18 protein-coding genes are annotated in these 24,051 nt (G+C 66.4%); 3 read left to right on the top strand and 15 right to left on the bottom strand.

Annotated elements, in window-relative coordinates; genetic code table 11:
• Positions 1–10: 10 nt before the first annotated feature.
• On the bottom strand, positions 11–1,408 hold the full coding sequence (locus AC0IXR_RS09330) for an LLM class flavin-dependent oxidoreductase (RefSeq protein ID WP_471760507.1): 1,398 nt from the start codon (positions 1,406–1,408) through the stop codon (positions 11–13).
• 325 nt (positions 1,409–1,733) lie between these two features.
• Here AC0IXR_RS09330 and AC0IXR_RS09325 point away from each other — a divergent pair, with 325 nt between their 5' ends.
• Positions 1,734–2,951: an acyl-CoA dehydrogenase family protein gene (locus AC0IXR_RS09325; RefSeq protein ID WP_471760506.1), complete on the top strand. Its 1,218-nt coding sequence runs from the start codon at positions 1,734–1,736 to the stop codon at positions 2,949–2,951.
• 51 nt (positions 2,952–3,002) lie between these two features.
• Entirely contained in the window at positions 3,003–4,355 is a 1,353-nt protein-coding gene (locus AC0IXR_RS09320; RefSeq protein ID WP_471760505.1) for an LLM class flavin-dependent oxidoreductase, read from the top strand.
• A gap of 82 nt (positions 4,356–4,437) precedes the next feature.
• Here the strand turns inward: AC0IXR_RS09320 and AC0IXR_RS09315 are convergent, their stop codons facing one another.
• The 8 genes from AC0IXR_RS09315 to AC0IXR_RS09280 all read right to left on the bottom strand — a co-directional run bounded on the left by AC0IXR_RS09315 (position 4,438) and on the right by AC0IXR_RS09280 (position 16,712).
• Entirely contained in the window at positions 4,438–7,776 is a 3,339-nt protein-coding gene (locus AC0IXR_RS09315) for a DEAD/DEAH box helicase (protein WP_471760504.1), read from the bottom strand.
• Between the two features lie 330 nt (positions 7,777–8,106).
• Entirely contained in the window at positions 8,107–8,901 is a 795-nt protein-coding gene (locus tag AC0IXR_RS09310) for an ABC transporter ATP-binding protein (protein WP_207411772.1), read from the bottom strand.
• Complete coding sequence (locus AC0IXR_RS09305; protein ID WP_471760503.1) at positions 8,895–9,938, bottom strand: ABC transporter permease; 1,044 nt, start codon at positions 9,936–9,938, stop codon at positions 8,895–8,897. Before AC0IXR_RS09305 ends, AC0IXR_RS09310 begins: the two co-directional genes overlap by 7 nt.
• Positions 9,939–9,947: 9 nt before the next feature.
• Positions 9,948–11,021: an ABC transporter substrate-binding protein gene (locus AC0IXR_RS09300; RefSeq protein ID WP_471760502.1), complete on the bottom strand. Its 1,074-nt coding sequence runs from the start codon at positions 11,019–11,021 to the stop codon at positions 9,948–9,950.
• A gap of 70 nt (positions 11,022–11,091) precedes the next feature.
• Entirely contained in the window at positions 11,092–11,262 is a 171-nt protein-coding gene (locus AC0IXR_RS09295) for a hypothetical protein (RefSeq protein WP_244477986.1), read from the bottom strand.
• Positions 11,263–11,644: 382 nt separating this feature from the next.
• Positions 11,645–14,743, bottom strand: coding sequence for an efflux RND transporter permease subunit (locus tag AC0IXR_RS09290; protein WP_471760501.1), 3,099 nt, complete (start codon positions 14,741–14,743; stop codon positions 11,645–11,647).
• Between the two features lie 59 nt (positions 14,744–14,802).
• Entirely contained in the window at positions 14,803–16,032 is a 1,230-nt protein-coding gene (locus AC0IXR_RS09285) for an efflux RND transporter periplasmic adaptor subunit (RefSeq protein WP_471760500.1), read from the bottom strand.
• Complete coding sequence (locus AC0IXR_RS09280; protein ID WP_207411767.1) at positions 16,029–16,712, bottom strand: TetR/AcrR family transcriptional regulator; 684 nt, start codon at positions 16,710–16,712, stop codon at positions 16,029–16,031. The genes AC0IXR_RS09285 and AC0IXR_RS09280 overlap by 4 nt, the downstream gene beginning before the upstream one ends.
• Before the next feature lie 350 nt (positions 16,713–17,062).
• Between AC0IXR_RS09280 and AC0IXR_RS09275 the strand changes: the two genes are divergently transcribed.
• Complete coding sequence (locus tag AC0IXR_RS09275) at positions 17,063–17,560, top strand: hypothetical protein (RefSeq protein ID WP_244477987.1); 498 nt, start codon at positions 17,063–17,065, stop codon at positions 17,558–17,560.
• 393 nt (positions 17,561–17,953) lie between these two features.
• Here the strand turns inward: AC0IXR_RS09275 and AC0IXR_RS09270 are convergent, their stop codons facing one another.
• The 6 genes from AC0IXR_RS09270 to AC0IXR_RS09245 form a co-directional block, all read right to left on the bottom strand.
• The gene (locus AC0IXR_RS09270) at positions 17,954–18,352 is read right to left on the bottom strand and encodes a hypothetical protein (RefSeq protein WP_056425232.1); all 399 of its coding nucleotides are present in this window, start codon (positions 18,350–18,352) and stop codon (positions 17,954–17,956) included.
• Between the two features lie 808 nt (positions 18,353–19,160).
• Positions 19,161–20,054 carry a transporter gene (locus AC0IXR_RS09265; protein ID WP_471760499.1) on the bottom strand — a complete coding sequence of 298 codons (894 nt, stop codon included), beginning with the start codon at positions 20,052–20,054 and terminating at the stop codon, positions 19,161–19,163.
• A 318-nt stretch (positions 20,055–20,372) separates the two neighbouring features.
• Positions 20,373–21,941, bottom strand: coding sequence for a c-type cytochrome (locus AC0IXR_RS09260; protein ID WP_207411765.1), 1,569 nt, complete (start codon positions 21,939–21,941; stop codon positions 20,373–20,375).
• A gap of 46 nt (positions 21,942–21,987) precedes the next feature.
• Positions 21,988–22,347, bottom strand: a complete 360-nt coding sequence (locus AC0IXR_RS09255) for a hypothetical protein (protein ID WP_207411764.1) — start codon at positions 22,345–22,347, stop codon at positions 21,988–21,990.
• Complete coding sequence (locus AC0IXR_RS09250; RefSeq protein WP_471760498.1) at positions 22,344–22,865, bottom strand: TspO/MBR family protein; 522 nt, start codon at positions 22,863–22,865, stop codon at positions 22,344–22,346. Before AC0IXR_RS09250 ends, AC0IXR_RS09255 begins: the two co-directional genes overlap by 4 nt.
• A complete protein-coding gene (locus tag AC0IXR_RS09245; protein WP_471760497.1) occupies positions 22,862–24,046 on the bottom strand; it encodes a geranylgeranyl diphosphate reductase in 1,185 nt (394 codons plus the stop codon). Before AC0IXR_RS09245 ends, AC0IXR_RS09250 begins: the two co-directional genes overlap by 4 nt.
• Between the last annotated feature and the right edge of the window lie 5 nt (positions 24,047–24,051).

Below are 24,051 nucleotides of genomic sequence, written 5' to 3'. Positions count from 1 at the left end.
GAGGGAGCCGTCAGGCGGCGGAGGCGCGCGCCTCGCTGCCGGACCGGCGGAAGCGGGCACCGGGATGGGTCGCCTTCAGGGTGGCGCCGCCCTCCGGGAACAGCTTTTCGCGGAGCGTGCCTTCGCGATACCGCGTCTTGAACGCGCCCCGGTCCTGCAACGCGGGCACGACGAGATCGACGAAGGCCTCGATCGTCTCGGGCGCGACGGCGCGGGTGAGATTGAATCCGTCGATATCGGCCTCGTCGGCCCAGGACAGCAGCGCGTCGGCGACGTCCGAGGGCGATCCGACGATGAAGGGGGCCCTCGCCCCGCGCGGGCCGAACTCGGCGAAATCAGCACGGGTGAAGGGCCGTTCGCCGGGCAGCGTCAGGTTCTCCAGCAAGGACTGCATGGCATTGGTCTTGACGTAGGCGAGCCCCTCATGGGCATCGAGCTCGGACAGGTCGATTCCGGTCCAGCCGGAGACGAGGGCGAGCTGGCCCTCCACGTCGAGATACCGCGCGTACTCGTCGCGCAGATCGAACGCCTCGGCGCGGGTTGGGGCGACGATCACGGTGGCCCCGAGGAACATTCGGATGTCGTAGGGATCGCGGCCCGCCTCCTTGGCCGCCTGCCGCGTGGCGCGCACGGCCTTGCCCGCGATGGCCTTGGTCTGGCCGTTGAGGAAGATGCTCTCGGCATGGCGGGCGGCGAAGAGACGTCCGCGCGACGAGGCGCCGGCCTGGTAGAGCACGGGCGTCCGTTGCGGCGACGGCTCGCTGAGATGCTGCCCGTCCACCCGGTAGCTCGGCCCGTCATGGCTGACGCGGTGGACCCGGCCCGGCTGCGTGAACAGGCCGCTCGCCCGGTCGCGCAGGGCCGCGCCGTCTTCCCAGCTTCCCTCCCAGAGCTTGTAGGCGGCCTCCAGGAAATCCTCGCCGGCATCGTAGCGCGCATCGTGTTCGCGGGCCTGGGGCAGGCCCATGCCGCGTGCGCCACTCTCCAAGTAACCGGTGACGACGTTCCAGCCGATCCGCCCATTGGTGAGGTGATCGAGGGTCGAGAGCCGGCGGGTGAAGGTGTAGGGATGTTCGTAAGTGAGGTTCGCCGTGACCCCGAAGCCGAGATGCGTCGTGGCATGGGCCATCGCCGGCACCAGCAGGAACGGGTCGAGGTTCGGAGCCTGCGCCGCCCGGGCGAGGGCGGTGGCCGGGCTGGCGCCGTAGACGTCGTAGACCCCGACCACGTCGGCGAGGAAGATCCCGTCGAACAGGCCGCGCTCGGCGGTGCGGGCCAGCGACACCCAGTAATCGAGGGTATTGTAGTGCGCCGCCGCGTCGCGCGGGTGCCGCCACAGCCCGGCCCAGGTATGGCCCGGCGCCCCCATCTCGAAGGCGTTCAGCCTCAATTCGCGGCGTGGGCTCATGGCAGATCCAGGCAATCCGGGGCGACGGTATCGTGCGATGGGGAAGAGAGGCCTCGTTCACGCGATGCGGGAGGCCTTCAGGCGCATGAGCCTAGCCGGAGACCGGACCCGGTCAACAAGAATGATCTTTCAACGATCACCCATTCCAAGCATACATCGTCTATTTTACGATGTTTTAGAGCATAACATCTCCAAATCGCACATCTGATCATAATTTATACTTGTCTGCCCTGCCCGGATTGACGATCAGGACGACCACGAGGCCGGGGGCCATCGAGCGCGAGCCCCTTCGGCGTCACGGCATCACAGGCACGGGATCGACGGAATGTCTCAGACGGAAGCGGGATGGGGCGCGGGACCGAGCGCGGGCTACGAGGCGCTAGCGGCCGGTTTCCGGCCGGTCTTCGCGCGCATCCGCGCCACCGCCATCGCCCGCGATCTCGCGCGCACGCTCCCCCATGACGAGATCGACTGGCTGAAACAGGCGGGCTTCACCACCCTGCGCCTCGCACGCGAAGAGGGCGGCCATGGCGCGAGCCTGCCCGAATTGTTCAACCTCTTCATTGAGTTGTCGGAGGCCGACCCCAACGTCACCAACGCCCTGCGCGCGCATTTCGGCTTCACGGAGGACATGCTGTGCTCGTCCTCGCCGGAATGGCGGGCGCGCTGGACCGCCCGGATCGGCGATCGCCAGACCGTCGGCAGCGGCGTGTCCGAGACGGGCGAGGCCAAGGTCGGGCAGTTCGATACGGTGCTGCGGCCGCAGGACGGGCAATGGCTGCTCAACGGCCGGAAATTCTACACCACCGGCTCGCTCTTCGCCGACTGGATCCACGTCTCGGCCCAGGACGAGGCCGGCGCATCCCTGGTGGCGGCCGTGCCGGCGCGGGCGCCGGGTGTCGAGATCGTCGACGATTGGGACGGTTTCGGCCAATCGCTCACCGCGAGCGGCACGGCGATCTTCACGGACGTCCTCATCGGGCCGGAGCTGATCAAGCCCGATCCGGAGCGTTTCCCCTACGCGATGGGGTTCTTCCAGCTCGTCCATCTGGCGACTTTGGCCGGCATCGGCCGTTCGGCCGCTATCGACGTGTCGCAGCTCGTGGCCGAGCGCAAGCGGGTCTACAGCCACGGCAACGGCAGCCGGGCCGGCGACGATCCCCAGGTGCAGCAGGTGGTGGGGCGCGTGCGCGGGGCGGCCTATGCGGCGGGCGCCATCGTCCTCAAGGCGGCGGAGGCCCTGCAGCGGACCTACGACATCCACCGCACGGGAGAAGCGGCGGACCATGCGGCGGGTATCGCCGACATCGAGGTGAACCAGGCGGTGACCGTGGTCACCAATCTCGTTCTCGAAGCCACCACGACCCTGTTCGATGCGCTCGGCGCGTCGGCGGTGAAGAGCGGTCTCGGCCTCGACCGGCACTGGCGCAACGCCCGCACCATCGCCTCGCACAATCCCCGGATCTACCGCGACCGGGCCGTGGGCAATTTCGCGGTGAACGGCACCGCCCCGCCGCGCCAATACCGGGTCGGCTCGGCCTGAAGCGCCCCCTGCCAAGCAAGCCCATTGGAACGAGAGATCAAGGACAGACCCATGTCACGTCGCCGGGACACGATGCGCCTCGGTGCCTTCCTCTATCCGGGCGGGCACCACGTCGCGGCGTGGCGGCACCCCTCGTCGCAGGCGGATGCGGGGATCGACCCCGCCCATTACCGCCGCCTCGCCAAGGTGGCCGAGGCGGCGAAGTTCGACCTGATTTTTCTCGCCGACGGGGTCAGCATCCGAGGCGACGACATCGACGCCCTGAGCCGCACGGCGATCCGTTACGTCGGACAGTTCGAGCCGCTGACCTTGCTCTCCCACCTCTCGGCGGTGACGGAGCGCATCGGCCTCGTGGCCACCGCCTCCACGACCTACAACGAGCCGTTCCACGTGGCGCGCAAGTTCGCCTCCCTCGACCATCTCAGCGGGGGCCGGGCGGGCTGGAACCTCGTCACCTCGGCGGACCCGCGCGAGGCCTACAATTTCAGCCGCGACAGCCATCTCGCCCATGCGAGCCGCTACGCCCGCGCCGAGGAATTCGTGGATGTGGTCGCCGGCCTCTGGGACACGTTCGAGGACGACGCCTTCGTCCGCGACCGCGAGGAAGGGCGCTTCTTCGATCCGGCCAAGCTGCACGTGCTCGGCCATGAGGGCGAGCATTTCTCCGTGCGTGGCCCACTCAACGTGCCCCGTCCGCCCCAGGGCCACCCGGTCGTCGTGCAGGCGGGCTCTTCGGAGGCCGGCAAGGCATTGGCGGCACGGACCGCCGAGGTGATCTTCACCGCCCAGGCGACCCTGGACGATGCGACCGCCTTCTATGCCGACGTGAAGGGCCGGCTCGGCCGGCACGGCCGCGAGCCCGACTCACTCAAGATCCTGCCGGGCGCTTTTCCGGTGGTGGGTCGCACGATGGCCGAGGCCGAGGACAAGTACGACGCGTTGCAGGAACTCATCCATCCTGTCGTCGGCCGCTCGCTGCTGGAACAGCTCGCGGGGCTCGACCTCTCCGGTTATTCCGACGATGCGCCGGTTCCGCCGGCCAACGGGACGGAGGGCGGCAAGAGCCGGCAGGACCTTCTCGTTACCATCGCCCGGCGCGAAGGCCTGACCATCCGTGAGCTCTACCTCCGCATCGCCGGCGCTCGGGGCCACTGGACCCTGATCGGAACACCCGCCCGGATCGCCGACGCCCTCCAGGAGCGGTTCGAAGCTTATGGCGCCGACGGGTTCAACATCATGCCCCCGACGCTCCCCGGCGGGCTCGACGATTTCGCCACGCTGGTGATCCCCGAATTGCAGCGGCGCGGACTGTTCCGCACGGAATACGAAGGGACCACGCTCCGCGAGAATCTCGGCCTCGCCCGGCCCCACCATCGTCGTCACGACGTGGCCCGGCCAAAATGATGCGCCGCAGCTTGCCCCGAGGCGTCCTCCATCAGACGCCTCGGGGCAAGCGATGACGCCTTCCCGTCCGAGCCCCCCGATCTCACCCGGCCTTCCGCATCGGCGAGGATCCGCTCCTTCCCTCCTTAGCCGGGCGCCGGGCACTGGCCTCCTGCAGGCGTTCGAGGAGGCGGGCCGCAAGATAGCCGCGCTCGACGGCATCCTCGCACTGCGCCCGCAGGAGCACGCGTCGGTCGCGGCGCTCGATATGCGCGTTGACCGGCAGCAGGATCGGCGGAGCGTTGGCACGGAAATCCGCCGCCAGACCTTGGGGTCCTCCGCTCAACCGCGCGATTCCGAGCGTGCGACACCCCACTCGAAGCCGGGCCAGGGTGACGAGGGCCTCGAACGCCTCCGGCGGTGGGCCGAACCGGTCCGCAACCTCGTGGCGGAGCGCCTCGACCTCGTCGGCGGTCGTCAGGCGCAGGAGCCGCGTATAGAGGCTCAGGCGCACCTCGGGCTCCGGCACGTAATCCGCAGGCACGCAGCCGGAGAGACCGATCCGGATCTCTGGGGTCCAATCCTCGGCGGTCTCGCCCTTCGCGGCCCTCAGGGCGAGATGCAGAAGGTGCTGATACAGGCCGAGCCCGATCAGCTTCACATGGCCGGCCTGGTTCTCACCCACGAGATCGCCGGCCCCGCGCAGGTCGAGGTCGCGGGCGCTGATGGCGAAACCGGCACCGAGCCGATCGAGGGCTTCCAATGTGCGCAGCCGCCTCTCCGTCGCCGGGCTGAGAGGCTTATCCGGCTGGTGAAGCAGGTAGACGACGCCCCGGCGTTGGCCGCGACCGACCCGGCCCCGCAGCTGGTGCAGCTGCGACAGGCCGAAACGCTCCGCATCCCAGACCAGCATCGTGTTGGCGCGGGGCACGTCGAGACCGCTCTCGATGATGCTGGTCGCCAGCAGCACGTCGCCCTCGCCATCGGCGAAGCGCACCATCACGTCGTCCATGTCCGCCGCCTTGAGCTCGCCATGGGCGATCATCGTGCGCAGGTCCGGGACGAGCTTGGCGAGACGCTCCGCCATGGGGCCGATATCCTCGATCCGCGGGCAGACGACGAAGCTCTGTCCGCCCCGTCGATGCTCGCGCAGGAGCGCGTCCCGCAGGCCATCGGCGTCGAACGGCGCGATCACCGTGCGGATGGGCTGGCGCACCGCGGGCGGCGTGGCGATGACGCTGAGGGATTGCAGTCCGACGAGGGCGGATTGCAGGGTGCGGGGGATCGGCGTCGCCGTAAGCGTGAGGACGTGACCGTCCCCCGCCGTGTTGCGGAGCGCCTGCTTCATCTTGGTCCCAAAGCGCTGCTCCTCGTCGATGACCACGAGGCCGAGATCGGCGAAACCGACGCCCTTTGCGGTGAGGCAATGGGTGCCAATGACGAGGCGGATGCTGCCATCGGCAAGCCCGGCCTTCACGCGCTTCGCCTCGGCCGGCGAGACGAGCCGTGAGAGGTGGGCGACCTCGATGCCGAAGCGGGCGAAGCGCCGGGTGAAAGTCTGCACGTGCTGGCGAGCCAGCACGGTGGTGGGCGCCACCACCGCCACCTGGCGACCGGCGAAGATCGCGGCGGCGGCGGCACGCAGGGCCACCTCGGTCTTGCCGAAGCCGACATCGCCGCAGACGAGCCGATCCATCGGCCGCCCCGAGGCGAGATCGCCCATCACCCAGTTCACGGCGCGCGCCTGATCTGCGGTGAGGTTGAATCCGAAACCGGCGGCGAAGCGCTCCATCTCCCGGACCGGGGGTGACAGAACCGGCGCCTTGACCTCCCGGCGCGCCTCGGCATCGGCGAGCATCATGCGGGCCGCCTTGGCCATGCAGGCCTCGGCTTCAAGACGCCGACGCTCCCAGGACCCGCCTTCGAGTTTGTCGAGGGTCACCGCCTCGACTTCGGACCCGTAGCGCCAGATTCGGTCGGCCTGGGAGACCGGGACCATCAGGATCGCGTTTCCGGCAAAGCGCAGACGCAGGGCGTCCTCGCCGCCTTCCGCTCCGGTCTCGACATGCTCCAACCCCTCGAAGACGCACAGACCGTTGTCGCGATCGACCGCCACATCGCCGATGCGCAGCTCGACCTCGCCGATGGGAAGGCTCGCCGTCGGCTCGCCCTCAGCCGCAGCGGCGGCGCGGCTCCCGAACAGGTCGGCGGCTGCAATGACACAGACACCCTGTCCCGGCACCCTGAACCCCGCCTCGATGGGAGCGGCCAGCGCCAGGATCGCACCGGGCCCGGCACGGGCAACCTCCGTCCAGTTCGTCACCTTTCGTGCCTTGCGACCCAACACACGCTCGGCGACGCGGATCAGGCGACCGAGAGGCTCCTCCGGTCCCGTCAGCAGGATGCGCTCGCCGCTTTCGAGATGCCGGCGCAGGGTCTCGGCGAGGGCCGCATTCGGACGGGTTTTCCGCACGAAGGCCGGAATGGCGAGATCCTCGGATTCGTCCGCCGACGCGGTGGCGATGCGTCGCTTCTCTTGAAGGGCAGTCCAACTCCGGGGGTCGAGATAGAGGTCCCCGAGGTCACGGTTCCGGTCGCCGGCATCGCGCCCTTCGGCGATCTGTTCGAAGAAGGCGGCGGCGCGCTGTTCGGCGCCGGTCTCGACCACGAGGCGGGCATCCGGAACGTAGTCGAGCACCGTCGTGAGCGTAGGGTAGAAGCGGGGAAGCTGGTGCTCCTGACCGGTGAAGGGCCGCAACTGGTTCTCCGAGCCCTCCGGCAGAAGGATCTCCGTGGCCGGGTCGATGACCAGTCGCTCGGCCTCCGCCAGGGAGCGCTGGGAGACCGGATCGTAGGACCGGATCGCGATGACGCGGCCGTCCTCGTGCTCGATCCGGCAGGGGCGCGGCGCGGCGGCGGGGAACACGTCCACTGTCCTTCCCCACACCGCCACCTCGCCCGGCTCGTCGACCCGGTCGTCCAGGATGTAGCCGAGTCGCTGCAACGTCGCGGTGATCGCCGTCGGGTCGAAATCGTCGCCGACGCGGATCTCGAGATGGGCGTCCGCCCATGTCTCGGGCGGTGGAACACGCTGGATCAGTGCGGGGGCGGTCGTCAGGACGATGTCGGGCAGGGCGGCGGTGTCCGTGAGCCAGCGCAACACGCCCGTGCGCTGCCCCATGACGCCGCGCGACGGCGAGGTCCGGTCGAAGGGCAGGCAATCCCATTCCGGGTAGATCGCAACGCTGCGATCGGGTGCCAGCGCCCGCAGGATCGCCGCGATGGCCTCCTGCCGGTGCGTTTCGCGCACCATGTGGATCAGGGGCTTGTTCAGGGCCACGAGGTCGAGGAGCGCCACGGCCAGGGCGCCGATGGGAATGAGGGGAGCGACGACCTCTTCGGAGGCGTTGTCGGGAGACGTCCTAGTCCGGCGTTTTGCCATCGGGGAGTGCGCTGCCCATCATTGATGTCGGGAGTCGGCAAACGTGGGCCGACGCGACTCGGGTCCCGAGATTCACGATCTGTCCCCAGTTTGTCGCAGACCGTACCGAGTGGGCATGATGGGGTGGACGAGGGCGTCATCCATGGCCGGGCGGGGGCATTCCTCCCTGCTCGACGTGTCGCTCATTCAACCCTCCGCCCGCGTGAATCCAAGCCGGTTTCGAGCGCGGGACAGGCAGGATCGGGCGGATCGTCCGCGCTGGAGTAAAGCCCGCCGCATGACGCATGTTGAGCCCGTCCGATGGCGGTCGTTTGCCCCCTCCGATGGCGGTCATTTCTCCCCGAGGATGCCGAGGATCTCGGTGCGCAGGCTCAGGAGCTTCGGGTCGTCGCGGCGGCGCGGATAGGGGGCGTCCACCGCGATCTCGGTCCTGATCCGAGCCGGCCGGTCGCTCAGCACGATCACCCGCTGGGCGAGGATGAGGGCCTCCTCGACATCGTGGGTGACGAGGAGCGCGGTGAAGCGGCTCTCCTGCCAGAGCCGGACGAGTTCACCCTGCATGGCGAGGCGGGTGAGAGCGTCGAGCTTGCCCAGAGGCTCGTCGAGGAGGAGCAGGCTCGGATCGTTGACGAGAGCCCGGGCGAGCGCCGTGCGCTGGGCCATGCCGCCGGAAAGCTGGTGGGGATAGGCCTCGGCGAAGTCGGCAAGCCCGACGAGGTCCAGCGCCTCGTCGATGCGGTGCCGATGGCGGCGAAGCAGCCCGCGCGCCTCCAGGCCCAGCGAGACATTCCCCCGCACCGTGCGCCAGGGATAGAGCGTCGGATCCTGGAAGACGAGGAGCCGTTCCGGATCGGGTCCGGCGATCGTCTCCCCGTCGAGGGCGAGGGTGCCGGATTCCGGCGGTTCGAGACCGGCGGCGAGGCGCAGCAGCGTCGACTTTCCGCAGCCCGAGGGCCCGAGCAGGGCGACGAAGGAGCCCGGCGCGATGGTCAGGTCGATGTCGTCGAGAACGGGCAGGCGCGTACCGCCGATGTCGAAGGCGTGGGAGACACCTCTGACAGCGAGGGCTCCACGCCGGCGGGAAGAGGAGGCGCCGGTCGGCGCTTCGAGGGTCACCGCTACCATTGGACGAGCCCCTTCTGCCAGGACAGGACGCGGTCGCGCAGGCGGAACAGCAGGGTGATCAGGGTCGAGCACATCAGCGCCATGGCGATGAGGGCGGCATACATGTTGGCATAGGCTGCCCATCCTTGCGCCCATTGCAGGTACCAGCCGAGGCCGGATTTCACGCCCAGCATCTCGGCCACGACGAGAACCGCGAAGGAGGCGCCGAGCCCCATGAACAGACCCACGAAGACGTGAGGCAGCGCGGCCGGGATCGCGACCTTGCGGATGAGGAAGCTCTGCGAGGCGCCGAGCGTGCGGGCGACGTCGTAATAGGATTTGTTGGCCGCCGCGATCCCGGACCAGGTCAGCACCGTCACCGGGAAACCCGTCGCCAGAGCCACAAGGAACGTGCTCGCCGACCAGGACGAGGGGAACACGAAGAAGGCCAGCGGCAGCCAGGCGGTGGCCGGGAGCGGTCCGACGAAGCGCAGGACCGGATGGACCCAGTAGCCGGCCGTCCGCGACCAGCCCACCGCCACACCGAGAACGAAGCCGACCGCGGCACCGATGAGGTAGCCGCCCGACAGAAGGATCAGCGAATTGGCGATGCTGCCGCCGAGTTTCGGCCAATCCTCTGCGAAGACTTCCAGAATCGCCTGAGGAGGCGGGAAGAACGGCATCGGCAGCCATTCGAACTTGGCCGTCACCAGTTCCCAGACGGTGAAGGCGAGGGCGAGGGCGACCGTCCAGGGTCCCCAATGGCGCAGGCGGGCTCCGACCCGGCCGAGGGCAGGGAGAAAGGGGCTCGCCAGAAGCAAGGCCGCACCGATCAGGCCAGTGCCATGTCCAAACGTGGTGGAATACGGAAAGTCGCCGTTCTCCGGCAGACCGATCGTGAGGGCCGCGAGGGCTAGCCAGACGGAACCGGCGAGGAGGCCGACCCACCACAGGGCAGCGAGACGAGTTCGCCATGCGCAGCGACTCGATACCGTGGCATCCGCATCGGCGGCCCGGCGGAAGCCTCCGCCGAACGCCCCCGTCAATGAACTCGACATGGATGCCCCTCAGCTCAGGACGTCGGCATAGACCCGGTCGGCGAATTTCGCCGTGTCGGTGGACCGGCGGATCACGTTCACGCGCTTCAGTTCGTCGCCGTAGAGGGCGATCTCCTGCTTGAGGGTGACGCCCACCGGCCGGTGATCGTGCGTATGGCTGCGCAGCATCGCGGCCAGATCCTCCACCGAGCCTTTGCCACCGTAATTCGAGAAAATGCCGGCGGCATCCAGCGGATCGGTGGCGACGCGGTGACCACCCTCGAGGATGGCGCGGGTGAGGGCGGAGGCGACCGCCCGGTCGTTACGGATCAGGCTGCCGCGCAGGGCCACCACGCAGCAGGAGCGCGTGGCGAAGCTGCCTGTCAGGTTGGTGGCCACTTCGGTGAAGCGCGGGTCCTTCAGCCAGATCCAGGTGCGCGGGTCGGCATCGGCCAAAGCCTGGGCTTCGCCCTTCTCCACGGCGAGGTTGAGAAGATCGGCCGGGTATTGCCGCCATTCCACCTCCCTGTCGGGATCGATACCGGCATCCGACAGGAGCAGGGCGAAGAAATTCTTGGCCGGGCTCGCATGGTCGCTGATCGCGATGGTCTTGCCTTTCAGAGAGGCAATGTCGCTGATGCCTGCGGATTTTGCGCCGAGCAGCCTGAGGCAACCGCCATGGAGGCCGGCGGTGATCTTGACGTCGAATCCCTGTTCGAGGGGCTTCAGCCAGCGCAGGGCCATACCGATGCCGGCATCGGCCTTGCCGGTGGCGATGGCCTCCAGCAGGGCCTCCGTGGACCCGCCGAAATTGATGAATTCCACGTCGAGCCCGTAGGCCGCGAAGATGCCCCGCTCCTTGGCGACGGGGGCCGCGGCGGTGCAGATGGCATTGGCGTTCCAGGCGAGCTTCACAGGCCGCAGCGGGCCGCTCCATGGCTCAGTGGCCACTGCCGGCGCGCACAGGGGACCGGGATCGAAGGGCACAGCAGGGCCCGGAACCCAGGCACGCCCCGCCGTCGCGGTGAGGCCGAGGGGCAGGGCGGCCGCGACGGTGGCGCCCGCTCTCAGCAGGCGGCGTCGGGACAGCAGGTCGTCGGTCATGGTCGTCTCCGGGGCCGCGAGCAGCCCGCCTTCATGGATCGTTGGAATGTCTGGGGAGGCAGTCGGCGGGTCAGGCCGGGGCGTAACTGAGATAGGCGACCATCATCTCGGCCACCGCCCGGTGGGCGTAGTCGGAGACGCTCTCTCCGCCATCGACCGGAAAGGCCTCGACGACGCGGCGGCCAGCCAGCACTTCGGACAGCTCCTCGGGCATCAGCCCGTTCTCGATGGCAGCAGCCACGGCTGCCCTGCCATAGGTGCGGCGAACATGCTTCGGCGCGCGAGCGCCTGCAAAAGCCCAGGCGCTCGCGGAGCTAGCCGCTTCAATTCTCGCGTCGTGATAACCCATGACCATCAACCCCATTCGTCAGAATCGTCCCATGATGAGCGCCGCCAAGATCGGCGAGACATGCATGGTGAAAGCAACGATTATGTTTGGGGTGACGGATCTTCATTGCGCCCTCGCGTCGGCAGCGAGCCGATAGACTTGTCGACAGGCGAAACTATAGGTGAAGGCTCGCGAAATGTGCTTCCAAATGTCCCGCATTCCGCAGGTGAGAGCTCTCTCCCGACCGGTCGATCGGGAAAGTTCCTGGTACCGATGCTCGCATACCGACGGACCGTCAGCGGGCGGAGCCTGCCATCGCGTCGGAAACCGGCGCCTCGTCGCGGGCGCCGACGAAGCGGCCGAACAGGCGCCAGAGCAGGGCGCCGAGGCTGTCCATCAGAAGGAACACGGCCGGCACGAAGACCAGTGAGAGCAGGGTGGAGACGATGAGGCCGGAGATCACCGCCACCGCCATGGGTGCGCGGAACTCGCCACCGACACCCAACGCCATCGCCGAGGGCACCATGCCGGCGGCCATGGCGATGGTTGTCATCACGATAGGACGCGCCCGCTTGCGGCCGGCATCGACGATGGCGGTGACGCGGTCGACGCCGCGCGCCATCTCCTCCACGGCGAAATCCACCAGCATGATCGCGTTCTTCGTGACCAGCCCCATCAGCATCAGGATACCGATGACCACGGGCATCGATATCGGCATGTTGAGGATGAGGAGGCCGAGGATCGCGCCACCGATGGAGAGCGGCAGCGAGAACAGGATCGTCAGTGGCTGAAGAAACGAACCGAACAAGAGCACGAGAACGGCGTATACCATCATGATCCCGGCCCCCATCGCCAGCAGGAAGCCGGAGAAGACCTCGCCCATGATCTCGGCGTCGCCGGTCTGGCGAATGGTGACACCAAGCGGCAGCGACTTCGCGGTGGGTGTTTCCAGGGCTTGAGCGATGAGCGAGCCCAACGCGTCGGACCCTTCCATGTTGGCCTCGACCGCCACGCGGATTACGCGGTCATAGCGCTCGATGGCGCCCGGTCCCTGGTCGAGCTCGATATCAGCCACAGCGGCGAGAGGCACGGCGCCGCCGTTCTTTGCTGGGACCTTGAGGTTCTCCAACCGCGAAATCGCGCCGCGCGCCGCCTCGGGCAATTGAACGCGGATCGGAATCTGGCGGTCGACGGCGTTGAACTTGGCCAAGTTCAGGCCGATATCGCCTATCGTCCCGACTCGTACGGTCTCGGCGATGGTTTCTGTGGAGACGCCGAGATCGGCGGCGGCCCCCTCTTTCGGGCGGATGCGCACTTCCGTGCGGTTGAGCGGTGCGGTCGACATCACGGAGACGAGGTGTGGGATCGCCGCCATGTCGCGCTGCAGCCTTGCCGCCACTTCGGCGACGATCTCGGCATCCGGCCCTCCGACCACGAGGGCGAGGTCGCGCTGGCCGGAATCGCGCAGGGACCAGGAGCGGATGTCCGGTTCCTCCGCCAGCAACGCGGCGATGTCGGTCTCTACCGCCGCCTGCTTCTTCGAGCGCGCGTTCTTCGGAGTCAGGTTGACGATGAGGGTGGCGAGCCGGGTCTCCTTCTTGCCCCCCACCTGACGACCGCCATCGACGAAGACCGAGGTGACTTCCGGCAGGGAACGGATGCGTTCGACCACTCGGTCAGCGACAGCTACGGTGTCTACGAGCTTCGCGCCAGGTGCGAGTTCCACCATGAACAGCGTGCGGGCATTGTCCTGCTTCGGCACGAAGCCGGAGGGCAGCAACCCGGTGGAGGCGAGCGAACCGGCAAACAGCACGAGGCCGACGATGAGGGTGATGACGCGGTGGCGCACGGACCAGCCCACCAACCGGCCATAGGTGCGCATCACCCATCCCTCACGTTCGTCGTGGTGATGGCCGTGGTCGCGTAGGAAATAGGCAGCGAGCATCGGCGTGATCAGCCGCGCCACGAGCAGCGACATGAACACCGAGACGGCGATGGTGAGCCCGAACTGCATGAAGTAGCGGCCTGCGATACCGCCCATGAACGAGACCGGCGCGAACACCGCGATCAACGTGGCGGTAATGGCAATGACGGCGAGACCGATCTCGTCGGCGCCCTCGATCGCCGCCCGGTATGCTGACTTCCCCATCCGCATGTGCCGGACGATGTTCTCGATCTCGACGATGGCGTCATCCACCAGAATGCCGGTGACGAGGGTGATGGCGAGCAGGCTGATGCCGTTGAGGGTAAAACCCAGCGCATCCATCGCCCAGAAGGTCGGGAAGACGGAGAGCGGTAGGGCGACCGCCGCGATCAAGGTCGCGCGCCAGTCCCGCAAGAACAGGAAAACCACGATGACAGCGAGAACAGCGCCCTCGATCAGGGTGTGCATCGCCGAATCGTAGCTTCCGATCGTAGCCGAAACCGATGAATCGATGACGTCGAAAGCCACGTCGGGATAGGTTTTGCGGAACTCGTCGATGCGCTTCTCGACGGCTGTCGCCACCTCGGCATCACTGGCGCCCGAGCCGCGCGAGACCGCGAAGGCGACGACCGGCTCGCCATTGAAACGGGCGAAGGTGCGCGGCTCCTCAATGGCGTCCTGCACCACAGCGAGATCGTCGAGACGAACCTTGCGTCCCCCCGGCAAGACGATGGACGTCGCCTTGAGGTCACGTACCGTGCGAGAGGCGGCAAGCGTCCGAATCGATTGTTCGCGACCACCGACCTCGCCACGTCCGCCCGCCATGTCAGCTGAGGTCAGGCGTAACTGCCGGTTCACATCCGCAGCGGTGATGCCGAGCGCCAGCAGGCGGTCGGGCTGGAGCACGACGCGGATCTCGCGCGCGACGCCGCCGACACGCTCGACCCCACCGACGCCCTTCACCCCCTGGAGCGAGCGGGCGATCTTGTCCTCCACCAGCCAGGAGAGGTCGGCAGGTGTCATCGCCGGGGCCTTCACGCCGTAGATCAGAATCGGCAGGCCTGCGATCTCGACACGGCTGATCACCGGTTCGTCGATGGTGCGTGGCAGGTTGATGCGGATCTTCGAGATTGCATCCTTTACGTCGTTGACCGCGCGGTCAGTGTTCACCTCAAGACGAAATTCTACCGTCGTGACGGAGGATCCCTCTGTGATCGCCGAGGTGATGTGCTTCACGCCGCGTACGCCGGCTATTGAATCCTCGACCCATTTCGTCACCTGGGTCTGGAGCTCGGATGGGGCAGCGCCGGCCTGCGTGATCGCCACCGAGACGATGGGCACGTCGATATTCGGCATGCGCGTGACTGGAAGCCCACGAAAGCTGACGAGGCCGAGAACGATCAGGACGAGGAACAGAACCAGTGGGCCGATCGGCTTGCGGATCGCCCAGGCGGAGACGTTGAGGCGCATCGGCACAAACCGTGTTCGCGAGATGGAAACAACAGAGCCCGGCTGTTCCGGGCGCTGTTTCAGGGAATGCCGGCTTCAGCGGTTTCGCGCGGGGACGGGCCGTTCGCGACGGCGGGAGCGGGCGTAACGGCAACCGGGATGGCGCGGACCCGGTCGCCGTTACGCAGGAAGCTTCCAGAGCGCGCGACCACGGCCTCGCCTTGGTTGAGGCCTGAGCGGATTTCGATATCGTCATCGTCTGAGATGCCGGTGCGCACGGTCCGCGCCTCCACGAGGCCATCGGCGACTATGAGGACGCTACTGCGTTGCGGCCCGCCATACAGAACGGAGGCCTGGGGCACGGTGATGCCACGGGTTCGTGCGACCTCAATGGCCCCTCGGGCAAAGGTGCCAATACGCAGGCGCGGATCGGGATCGAGCCGGACGCGGACCTTGCCGAGGCGGGTTGCCTTATCGACCTCCGGGTAGACGGCGCGCACGCTCCCTCGCACGCGCTCGCCAGTGGTAAGCTCCATCGAGGCGGGTGCCCCCTCCCGCAACAGTGGCAGCTTGGTCTCAATGACCTCGCCTTCGAGCTCAATCTCGCCTCGGGCGATGAGCCTGAACAACGGCTCAGAAGAGGAGGAGGCTGCCATACCGACGCGGGCCGTACGGCGGTTTACGATACCGGCTTCCGGCGCGCGGATCTCGGTGCGGGCGAGGCGTAATGAGAGTTCGTCGCGCAGAGCCCGCGCCTGAGCGAGTTCCGCCCTTGCGATGACAAGACCATTGCGCGCGAAGGCGAGCTTGCCCTCCGTTTGACGCAAGGCCGCAGTGCGCCCCTCCATGATCGCCGCTGTGCCGTTGCCGCTGCTCATGAGTTGCTTAGCTCGCTCGAAGGCAAGGCGCGCTTCCATCTCGGCGGCTTCCGCCTGTTCGATATTGCTCTGTGCTTGCGGCACGGTGGCCGACGCCTTGCTGACCAGGGCGTCCTGCTGAGCGATCTGCTGGTCGATGAGATCGCGCGAGAGCCGCGCCAGGATCTGGCCTCGCTCTACGCGCATGCCCTCCTCGACCAGCACTTCGGTGACCCGATAGCCCTCGATTTCGGGCGTTACCAGGATTTCGTCACGGGGAACCAGAGATCCGGTAACGACGACCTGCTCGACGATTTCGCGGCGTGCCGCCTCGACAGTGCTCACCGCCGGCGCCGGCTTGTTTGGAGCCAGCGCGACCTCAGCGAAGGCCGAACCCGACGGTAGGCCAAGAATGAGAACGAAGGGACGAACGACCTTGAGGACGGAACTCATCGGCTACCCTCCAAGAGAGAGTGGGACGGAAAACCGAGCGAGACGGGAAGCGCGCCGGCCTCCGCCTCCTGCGCCGCCGTCGGCAGCCGTCCGTCCAGTCCCGCCTCGATCAGGGCGCACAAATGCGCCGCGGCGGGGGCTGGATCGAAGGCTGGCCAGAGCGCCAGGTTCACGAGAATGCCCTTCATCAGCGGGTTCAGCGTTTTGTCGTAGAGAATGGCGGCATCGCAGGCCGGTGAGGTTGCCAGAGACGAAAGAGTCTCGACAAACCAAAGGCGGGCCTCGGTCTCGCCTCGCTCGACCATGCCGGCAATGTCGGGGTTGCGAGTGGCCTCGGACCAGAGATCGACGCGCAGGACCGCGCTCTCGCGGGTCGCCCGGGCGAAGTAGCGTTCGAGGATGCCCATTAGGGCCCCACGGCGATCGCCGGCCCGCTCCATCTCTTCGACGAGGGTCATACCATGCCCGCGCTCACGCTCCGCGAGGCCTAAGACAACGGCCTCCTTCGACTTGAAGTAGTGGTAGATGTTGCCTGCGGTCATCCCGGCTTGACGGGCGAGATCCTGCATCGTTGTGCGGTGGAAGCCATTGCGGACGAAGCAAATCTCGGCGGCATCGAGGATGTCCTGGCGGCGGGTCGACTGGCTGCTTCGAGGCTCAGTGAGGACGCCGGCGCTCATGATGCGGCCCCCGTATTCGCGACGATGCCCACACCTTGAGCATTGATCGATCCGCAGGAGTACGCATGTCCACCAAGGTCGGCGCAGACCCGCGCCTGCCACCCATCCGATCCTGCACCCGTCCAGCCAATGAAAGCGAGCCAACCGACGAGAATCAAGAGCCCCGGCAGAAGATTGGACATCCGGCAAGCGGAGCGGGCCGAGGCCACAATGCGCTGGGAGATCCCATCGCGAGGCGCATCCACGTCATCGTACCAACCTAGATCGCCCATCGCGGCCTCCTGTCTCTCCGCGAATCTATTGAACGTTCATTCAAACGTCAATGAATGAACGTTCAATAGGAGCTAATAATGTTATCCGACTCCCTCCTCGACGGGATGAGCAGCGCTCCTAGTTTAACTCCCATGCGCTTCATGATTCTGACCGCCGCCCTCGTGTCATTCTTCAGCAGTTCGGCCCAGGCAGATCCGTGCGGGGATCTCATCGACAGCGTCGTGGCTGAGACGAAGGCCACGCTCGTCAACCGCACCGTTGATTTCGCGGAAATGTCGGTCACCAACGGGATGACGCTGACACTCGCCTGCGGTGACCCGTCCGCTGTCGGAGTCCAATTCAAGGGGGAGACGCCGAGCGATGACTACTATGACCTGTTCGGCCGGGCCGGGCGGATCGCTACCGGGATTGCACCAGACCTGATCGTAGCCGCAGCTCGCCGCGCCCGCGAGCAGGCGGTCATCTCCCGCCACAGCCATGCCGATGCGGCGACATCTCTCGTCACGTGCTCTGTCATAAACGGGAGCCGTGGACCAATGACCGGCTGCGCGGTGGTAAATAAGCGCGACCGCTGAGGCATCCCCCCTGGGTCGCTGCCGAGCAAAGTATAGGTGCGCCACAGCAGGCCTTACGCCGGTGCGGTGGATTTGCTCGATGATGCTCGGCTCGATGCTTCGGCCCAGTCAGATTTCCCGGTTAGCCATAGGAACCCACCTGCCGATGGTCGAGCCGGGTGGGCGACGTCGTCGCTCGTGAAGAAAAACGTCGTGGGTATAAGCAGACGCTGACTATCAAGAGCGGATAGCTGCACCTCGGGGCATCTACCCCGGTGGTGTTCAGGGATGCATCTTCGGCGACGAGGAAATTAGCTGTCTCGCCGCCACCATTCACATTGTCTCCGGAGAGCCGCCCCCCCTCCGGAGCCTACCGTCGATGAACAAGGACAGCCAGTGCTTCTTACGGGAGGATCAGGCTGAGGCACCGGCGGAAGAGTCGAACAGGAAATCGTCGGCGGCTGGGACAGTGACAGACAGGCCGGAGCCGTAGGCCGCTTTTGAGAGGCGCCAGGGGCGGTCGGCCTGGGCGCGGATAGCCTCGGACGGACGCAGGCGCCGCAATGCCCCTTCTTCGCTCAATTCCTCGACGGTGAGGAAGCCGTAGACCTGCAGGCGGGCGGCGATCAGCTTCGTCTCACGATCACCCGCCGCAACCGCGAGCGTTCCGCTGGCATAGACCGCATCCATCAGCGCGCGCTGATCGACCCGCCTCGCGGCTAGGGAGGGCGATACGACGGGAGCCTGGGGCTGGGGCCTGCCGGGACGTCGGAAGGGAACCACGTTGTCGATCGCCGTGTGAACGCTACGCATACACCGTTACCCTTACAAACCACGCGCGGAGACCAGCGCATGTCGCCCCGGCCCCAACGATCGCTAGGTTTCGACGAGTCGGATTAATGGGCGGTTTACGGTAAATCCCAGCCCTGTCCCGAAGGTGCACCGCCTTGTACTTCACACGGAACCGAGGAAATTCCCTTACGCCGACCCACCCGAACGACGATGCTCGCCCGTCCGGACACACATGTTTCGAAACAGGAACAGAGCAAAGCATTTTCCAGTTTAAATGCGTCACCCTCTAGTTTCTGAAGAAGGTTTTATTCTATCGGATAACGCTATGCCATGCGAGATCGGCTCCACCCAGCGCCATCCCGACGAATTGTCGATTTGAGATACGGGTTTCTTGTTAAATAATATTGGGGTAAGGCGACTCTCTCAAGTCAGAAAATTAGCATATAGCCACGTCTGGCGTTCATGGCAGGCCTTATTGCAACGATCGATCCAAATCGACAGGCTCTCGCTTCGGATGAGAGCATCTATATTCACAACATTGGGAATGAGGAACTTTGGCTGTGGAGGTGATCTGGGCCGCGCGTTATGCGCGTTGGCTACCTCGAGCCCCGGGGGCAAGCGCTCCCGCATCGTGGCGGTGCCCCTGCATCAGCCAACCTGTCCCAACTTCGCAGGACACCTCCTCGACGGCCCCTTGTCACGACCGCCTTCGAAGGCATGGACGCCAGCAGGGGATGCCGACTTCAAACCGGCAACACGCTCCTTATCGATACCGGAGCCCGGAGCGTGCTGGAGTCGGCCTTTCGCTTGAACGCTCTATGAGGAATCCCTAGCGCAGGGATTGCCGCCCGCTCAGTGGGATCGAGGGAGCCGCCGAATTGGTGCTCTCCTTGTAGATCGGCACGATGAGCCGCAGCCAACCGCGCGTTTCTTGACCGCCGTAATTGTGCTCCACCACATCCCGCGTGACATAGGCCTGGAGGTTCACAGGCCCGAAATTGTAGCCGACGAGGCCGCCGACGGCGATCTGTCCCTGGCGGCGATACCCAGGAAATCGGGTGGGCATGTCAGTGGAGGCGAAGGCTACCGGGCCGACCTCCCACTTACCGAATTTCTTGGTCGCAGTGAGGTCGAGGTTGAGATAGTCGGGATAGACCACACCTTGGGCGGTCACCGGATCGACGAAAACTCCGTAGAGCAGATTAGCGGTCAGGTTCAGTCCGTTACCCGTATAGCTCGCAGCGAAGCGGTGGCTGAGGGACGCGTTCCGGGTGAGGAACTCCGTCTCGATCGGCAGGTATCCACCGAAGAGATAACTGACGCCGAAATCGTTGCCGAGGTTCCAAGCAAGTTGGGCAGCGAGCAGTGGTTGGCCGATGCCGCTCTGATAGGCTGCGCCTCGCGGACTCGACGCTACGACCGGCTGGATCGCCGCTAGGTTGAGGCGCGCGCCCAGCAGGTTCCAGGGCGTCGCCCAAAGGAAGGTGGGCAGGTTGATATTAGATTCGGAATCAAGCGGCCGGGTATCGCGGACACCAAAGCTCGACGTGTTCACGAAGTAGAGGCCGACGGGAAGCTGGGCGCCAACGGGGAGACCGACCGTCTGTCCCGGTTGCGCCGCAGAACCGGCCTGGACCGGCCTTGAAGCCAGGGTGGTCAGGCCGAGGCCGACGCACAGGGTGAGACCGAGCGTGTATGTCGCGTGACGGGTACCGTGAATCATCCAGTGCCTCTTCTTCGAGCGTGATGGGAAGAGCGCTGCGTTCGAGCCAGCTCTCCTTCATCGACGCACCAGCACCGGATCTCATTCCCCACGTATCGCCATCGCATCTGCGGACGTCACCAAAAGGTCACATATAGATAAAGGGGCAATTCTCTCGCGAAATACCTACAAATTAAAGCAGCGATTGTTATTTGCATAGACGGAAATATTTATTTGTACTCTTGCCGCGATACCGCTTTCCAATGTGAGATCAAAATCATCGGCTTCGCGTTTGCAGCGCTCGCAGGTATTGATGTCCGCGACGTCGTTAGCGCTGAATCACGGCGTCGGCGCAACACCAGCGGGGGCCGGCAAGGCTACACGTTTCTCGGGATTCCTGATCTGACTATATACGACGCTGGAAAAGCTGCCGATGACCGCGTGCCAGCCGATCTTGCCGTAGGCCGGATCATGGCGCGCAGTCTGGCAGAACACTGTCGTCAGCCCATTGACGATGTGGTCGTCCTTGGCCCCTCCGGCGGCTGCCTTTACCTTGGGTAGCAGAGAGTCGATGACCGGCACGAAGTTGTCCGGCGCCAAGCCTTTGAGGCTCTCGGCACTCCCCGCATCGGCGATGGCCTTTGCGACCTCGGGTTGCGCGATCTCCGCGCAGGGCGCCGTTCCGGCGAGCATGGTCTGAGTGGCGGCGCGGGCGGTTGTGACGATGCCGCGCTCGGCGATGACGGGGGCGTTGTTGCCCCACGCGTTGCGGATGTAGTCCGTGACGTCGGCGACCTCTCGGTCGGTCATGCCGGCCCCCACGGCCGGCATCGGCGCGTAGCCGTTCTGGGCAGCGAGGCCGCCGAGGATGACGCGGATCACCGTCTCGGGACCTTCCGCCTGCACCGAGGTATTGCCGGCGAGCGCCGGGATCGCCCCCTCGACGCCCTGGCCGTCCGGCTTGTGGCAGGAGGAGCAATAGCTGAGATAGGCGGCCGCTCCCGGCGCATCGGCCTGGTTAAAGGCCTGGATGTCCTTCATTTTATAGCTCTCTTTGGCTTTCTGCGTGCGCAGGTAGGCGACCATCGCCTTCAGGTCGGCATCGGTCAGCCTGGAGAGGGATTCCTCGATGGTCTGACGCATCGGCCCGGCTGCGACGCCCGGCCGGTTGCCCGGAGCCGTGCCGGTTTTGAGGTATTCGACCACCTGATCGTCGGTCCAGGAGCCGATGCCGGTGTGGTCGTCGGGGGTGATGTTGGGCGCATACCAGCCGTCGATGACCCCGCCACCGAGTTTGCCCGCCAACCCGCTGTTTCCGACGATCTTGTTGGCGTTGTGGCACATGCCGCAATGGCCGAGCCCCTCCACGAGGTAGCCGCCGCGATTGACCTCGGCGCTGGCGTTTTGATCCGGCTTGAACTCGCCCGCGGTGAAGAACGCGGTGCGCCAGGTGATGAGCGCGCTGCGAATATTGAAGGGGAAGGGGATCTCGGAAGGTTTGCGGGGCTCATTCACCGGCTCGAGGGAGCGCAGATAAGCAAAGATCGCATCGGAATCGTTGCGCGTGACTCTGGTGTACCAGGCGAAGGGGAAGGCCGGATAGAGGTAGCTGCCCTCGTTGTCGATGCCTTCGTGCAAGGCGCGGTAGAAGTCGTCGGCAGTCCATTTGCCGAGCCCGGTCTCGTCGTCCGGTGTGAGGTTAGGCGTGCGGATTTTCCCGATCGGCGTGTTGAGGACATAGTTCCCGGCAAAGGGCCTGCCGCCCGGTGCCGAATGGCAGGCGACGCAATCGCCCGCCGTCGCCAAGTATTCGCCCCGCTTGATCTGTTCCGCATCTTGGGCCGAGACACCGGTCACGGCGGCGATGAGACCGGCCGAACCGAGCAGAAGGGCAGATATGCGACGCATGATGCCGGTTCTCCACTCATGAAGCCGAAGGTTGGACAGCAGCAATTCAGGCACGCTTCGTGACCGGTCTGCCCGGTTGGCGAAAATCGGGCATCGCCGGATCGGATGCGGAACGCGCCCCCCCAAACATGCGCAACGCGACCTCCCCTAGATGCGCCATCAGCGAGGCGATGAGGCAGAGCGCAACCACCGTCCAATCCGAGCCGATTAGCGCGGCGCGGATCGCCAGCATCAGCGCCGCGCCCGAGGCGAGATTGCAGAAAAGGGGCGGAAGGAGCGGGCGATCTCGCCCATGAAGGCGCCATGCCACGAGGGCGGCGGCCTCCAGGGCCACGAGACCGAGGATTACGTCGATGATCCGCCCGGAGGCGAAGAGCGACGCCAGGGTCGCCACATCCGGAATCATACCCGGCTTCCGACATCGCGGACCGGTACGGCCCGGCCAAACGGCCCGTTCAGCTGCACGATCGCCCGGTTGAGAAGTGTCGCGACGCTGACCCATGCGAGGTAGGGCGCGAGCAGCAACGCCGCGATCCCCGAGGCCTGGGCCGTCACCGCGATCAGCGCCACGATGGAGAGCCAGAGGGCGATGACTTCGAGATAGGCCCAGTCCGGCCGGCGTAGGCGGAAGAAGATGCCGCTCCAGGCGATGTTGAGACAGAGGTTGACGCCGTAGGCGACCAGTAGCGCGGTGCGCGCCGAGGTTCCGGCATCCGCGTGCCAGGCCATCACGGCGGAGATCGCCATGAGGGTGAAGATCGTTGTCCAAACCGGGCCGAAGGCCCAGTCAGGCGGCTTCCACGAGGGACGCCGCAGGGATTGATACCAGGGGCCGGTCGTCGTCAGGAGGCCACCGGCAAGGGCGGTGACGAGGGCGGCGGCCGCCGCAGCCACGACCGGGCCGGTCTCGTAACCGCCGATCACGGCGAGACCCAGCGGAACAGGTGCGCCAGATCCTTGAAGAAGATCCGCGCATGGGCGGCGGGCTTTGCCCGGACCAGCTCCTTGTTCATGTAGGAATCCCAGGTGAGCTGCTGGACGTCCTTGTCCTTGCAGATCGAGACGAAGCGCTCGCGCAGGGAATCGTTGCGGTACCAGACCCATTGCATCATGCGCAGGATCAGGAAGACGCGGCCGTGCAGGCGCATGAAGCGACGCCGGGCAAGGGCCAGGGATGCGGCCTTGCCGGTGGCGAGGAAGGTGTCGGCCGCCTCCGCCGCGAGCCGGCCGCCGAGCATGGCGTAGTAGATGCCCTCGCCCGAAGCCGGGGCGACGATGCCGGCGGCGTCCCCGGTGAGCAGCACGTCCCGGCCATTGTCCCAGCGCCTGAGCGGCTTCAGCGGCAGCGGCGCGCCCTCGCGGCGCAGGGTCTCGCCGGCATCGAGGCCCGTGGAGGCGCGCAGGGACCGGATCGCCCCGCGCAGGGAGAACCCCTTGCGGGCGCTGCCGGTGCCAATGCTGATCGTGTCGCCATGGGGGAAGACCCAGGCGTAGAAATCCGGCGAGAGCTTGCCCTGGTAGTAGACGTCGCAGCGCGTCCCCTCGACATCGCCGCTCCCATCCGCCGGCGGCCGGACGATCTCGTGATAGGCGAAGACCTGTTTCATCGCCGCGTGGCCGGGAATCTCGGCCCGCCCGACCACCGAACTCGCCCCGTCCGCGCCGATGACGAGGCGGGTGCGGACCCGGTGCTCCGCATCGCCCGAGCGGTAATGCACCACCGCCCCGCCTTCCGCGTCGCGGATGATGCGGGTGAAGCTGCCGGGGCGGTGGTCGGCCCCGGCCAGGGCCGCGCGCTCGCGCAGCCAGGGGTCGAAATGCTCCCGGTCGACCATGCCGACGAAGCCGTCGCCGATGGGCATGTCCACCCGCTTGTCGGCCGGTGAGATCATGCGGGCCGAGCGGACGCGGGCGACGAGCAGCGCGTCGGGAATGGCGAAATCACGGATCAGGCGCGGCGGGATCGCGCCGCCGCAGGGCTTGATCCGCCCCGGCTTGTCGAGGAGCAGCACCCGCCGCCCCATCCGGGCGAGATCGGTGGCGGCGGTGGCCCCGGCCGGGCCGCCTCCCACCACCACGACGTCGAAGGTCTCCAATTCCGGCATGGGTC

This window comes from Methylobacterium sp. AC832, assembly GCF_979256025.1.
The sequence above is the reverse complement of the archived record's forward strand: the minus strand, read 5'-3'. Positions and strand labels throughout refer to the sequence as shown.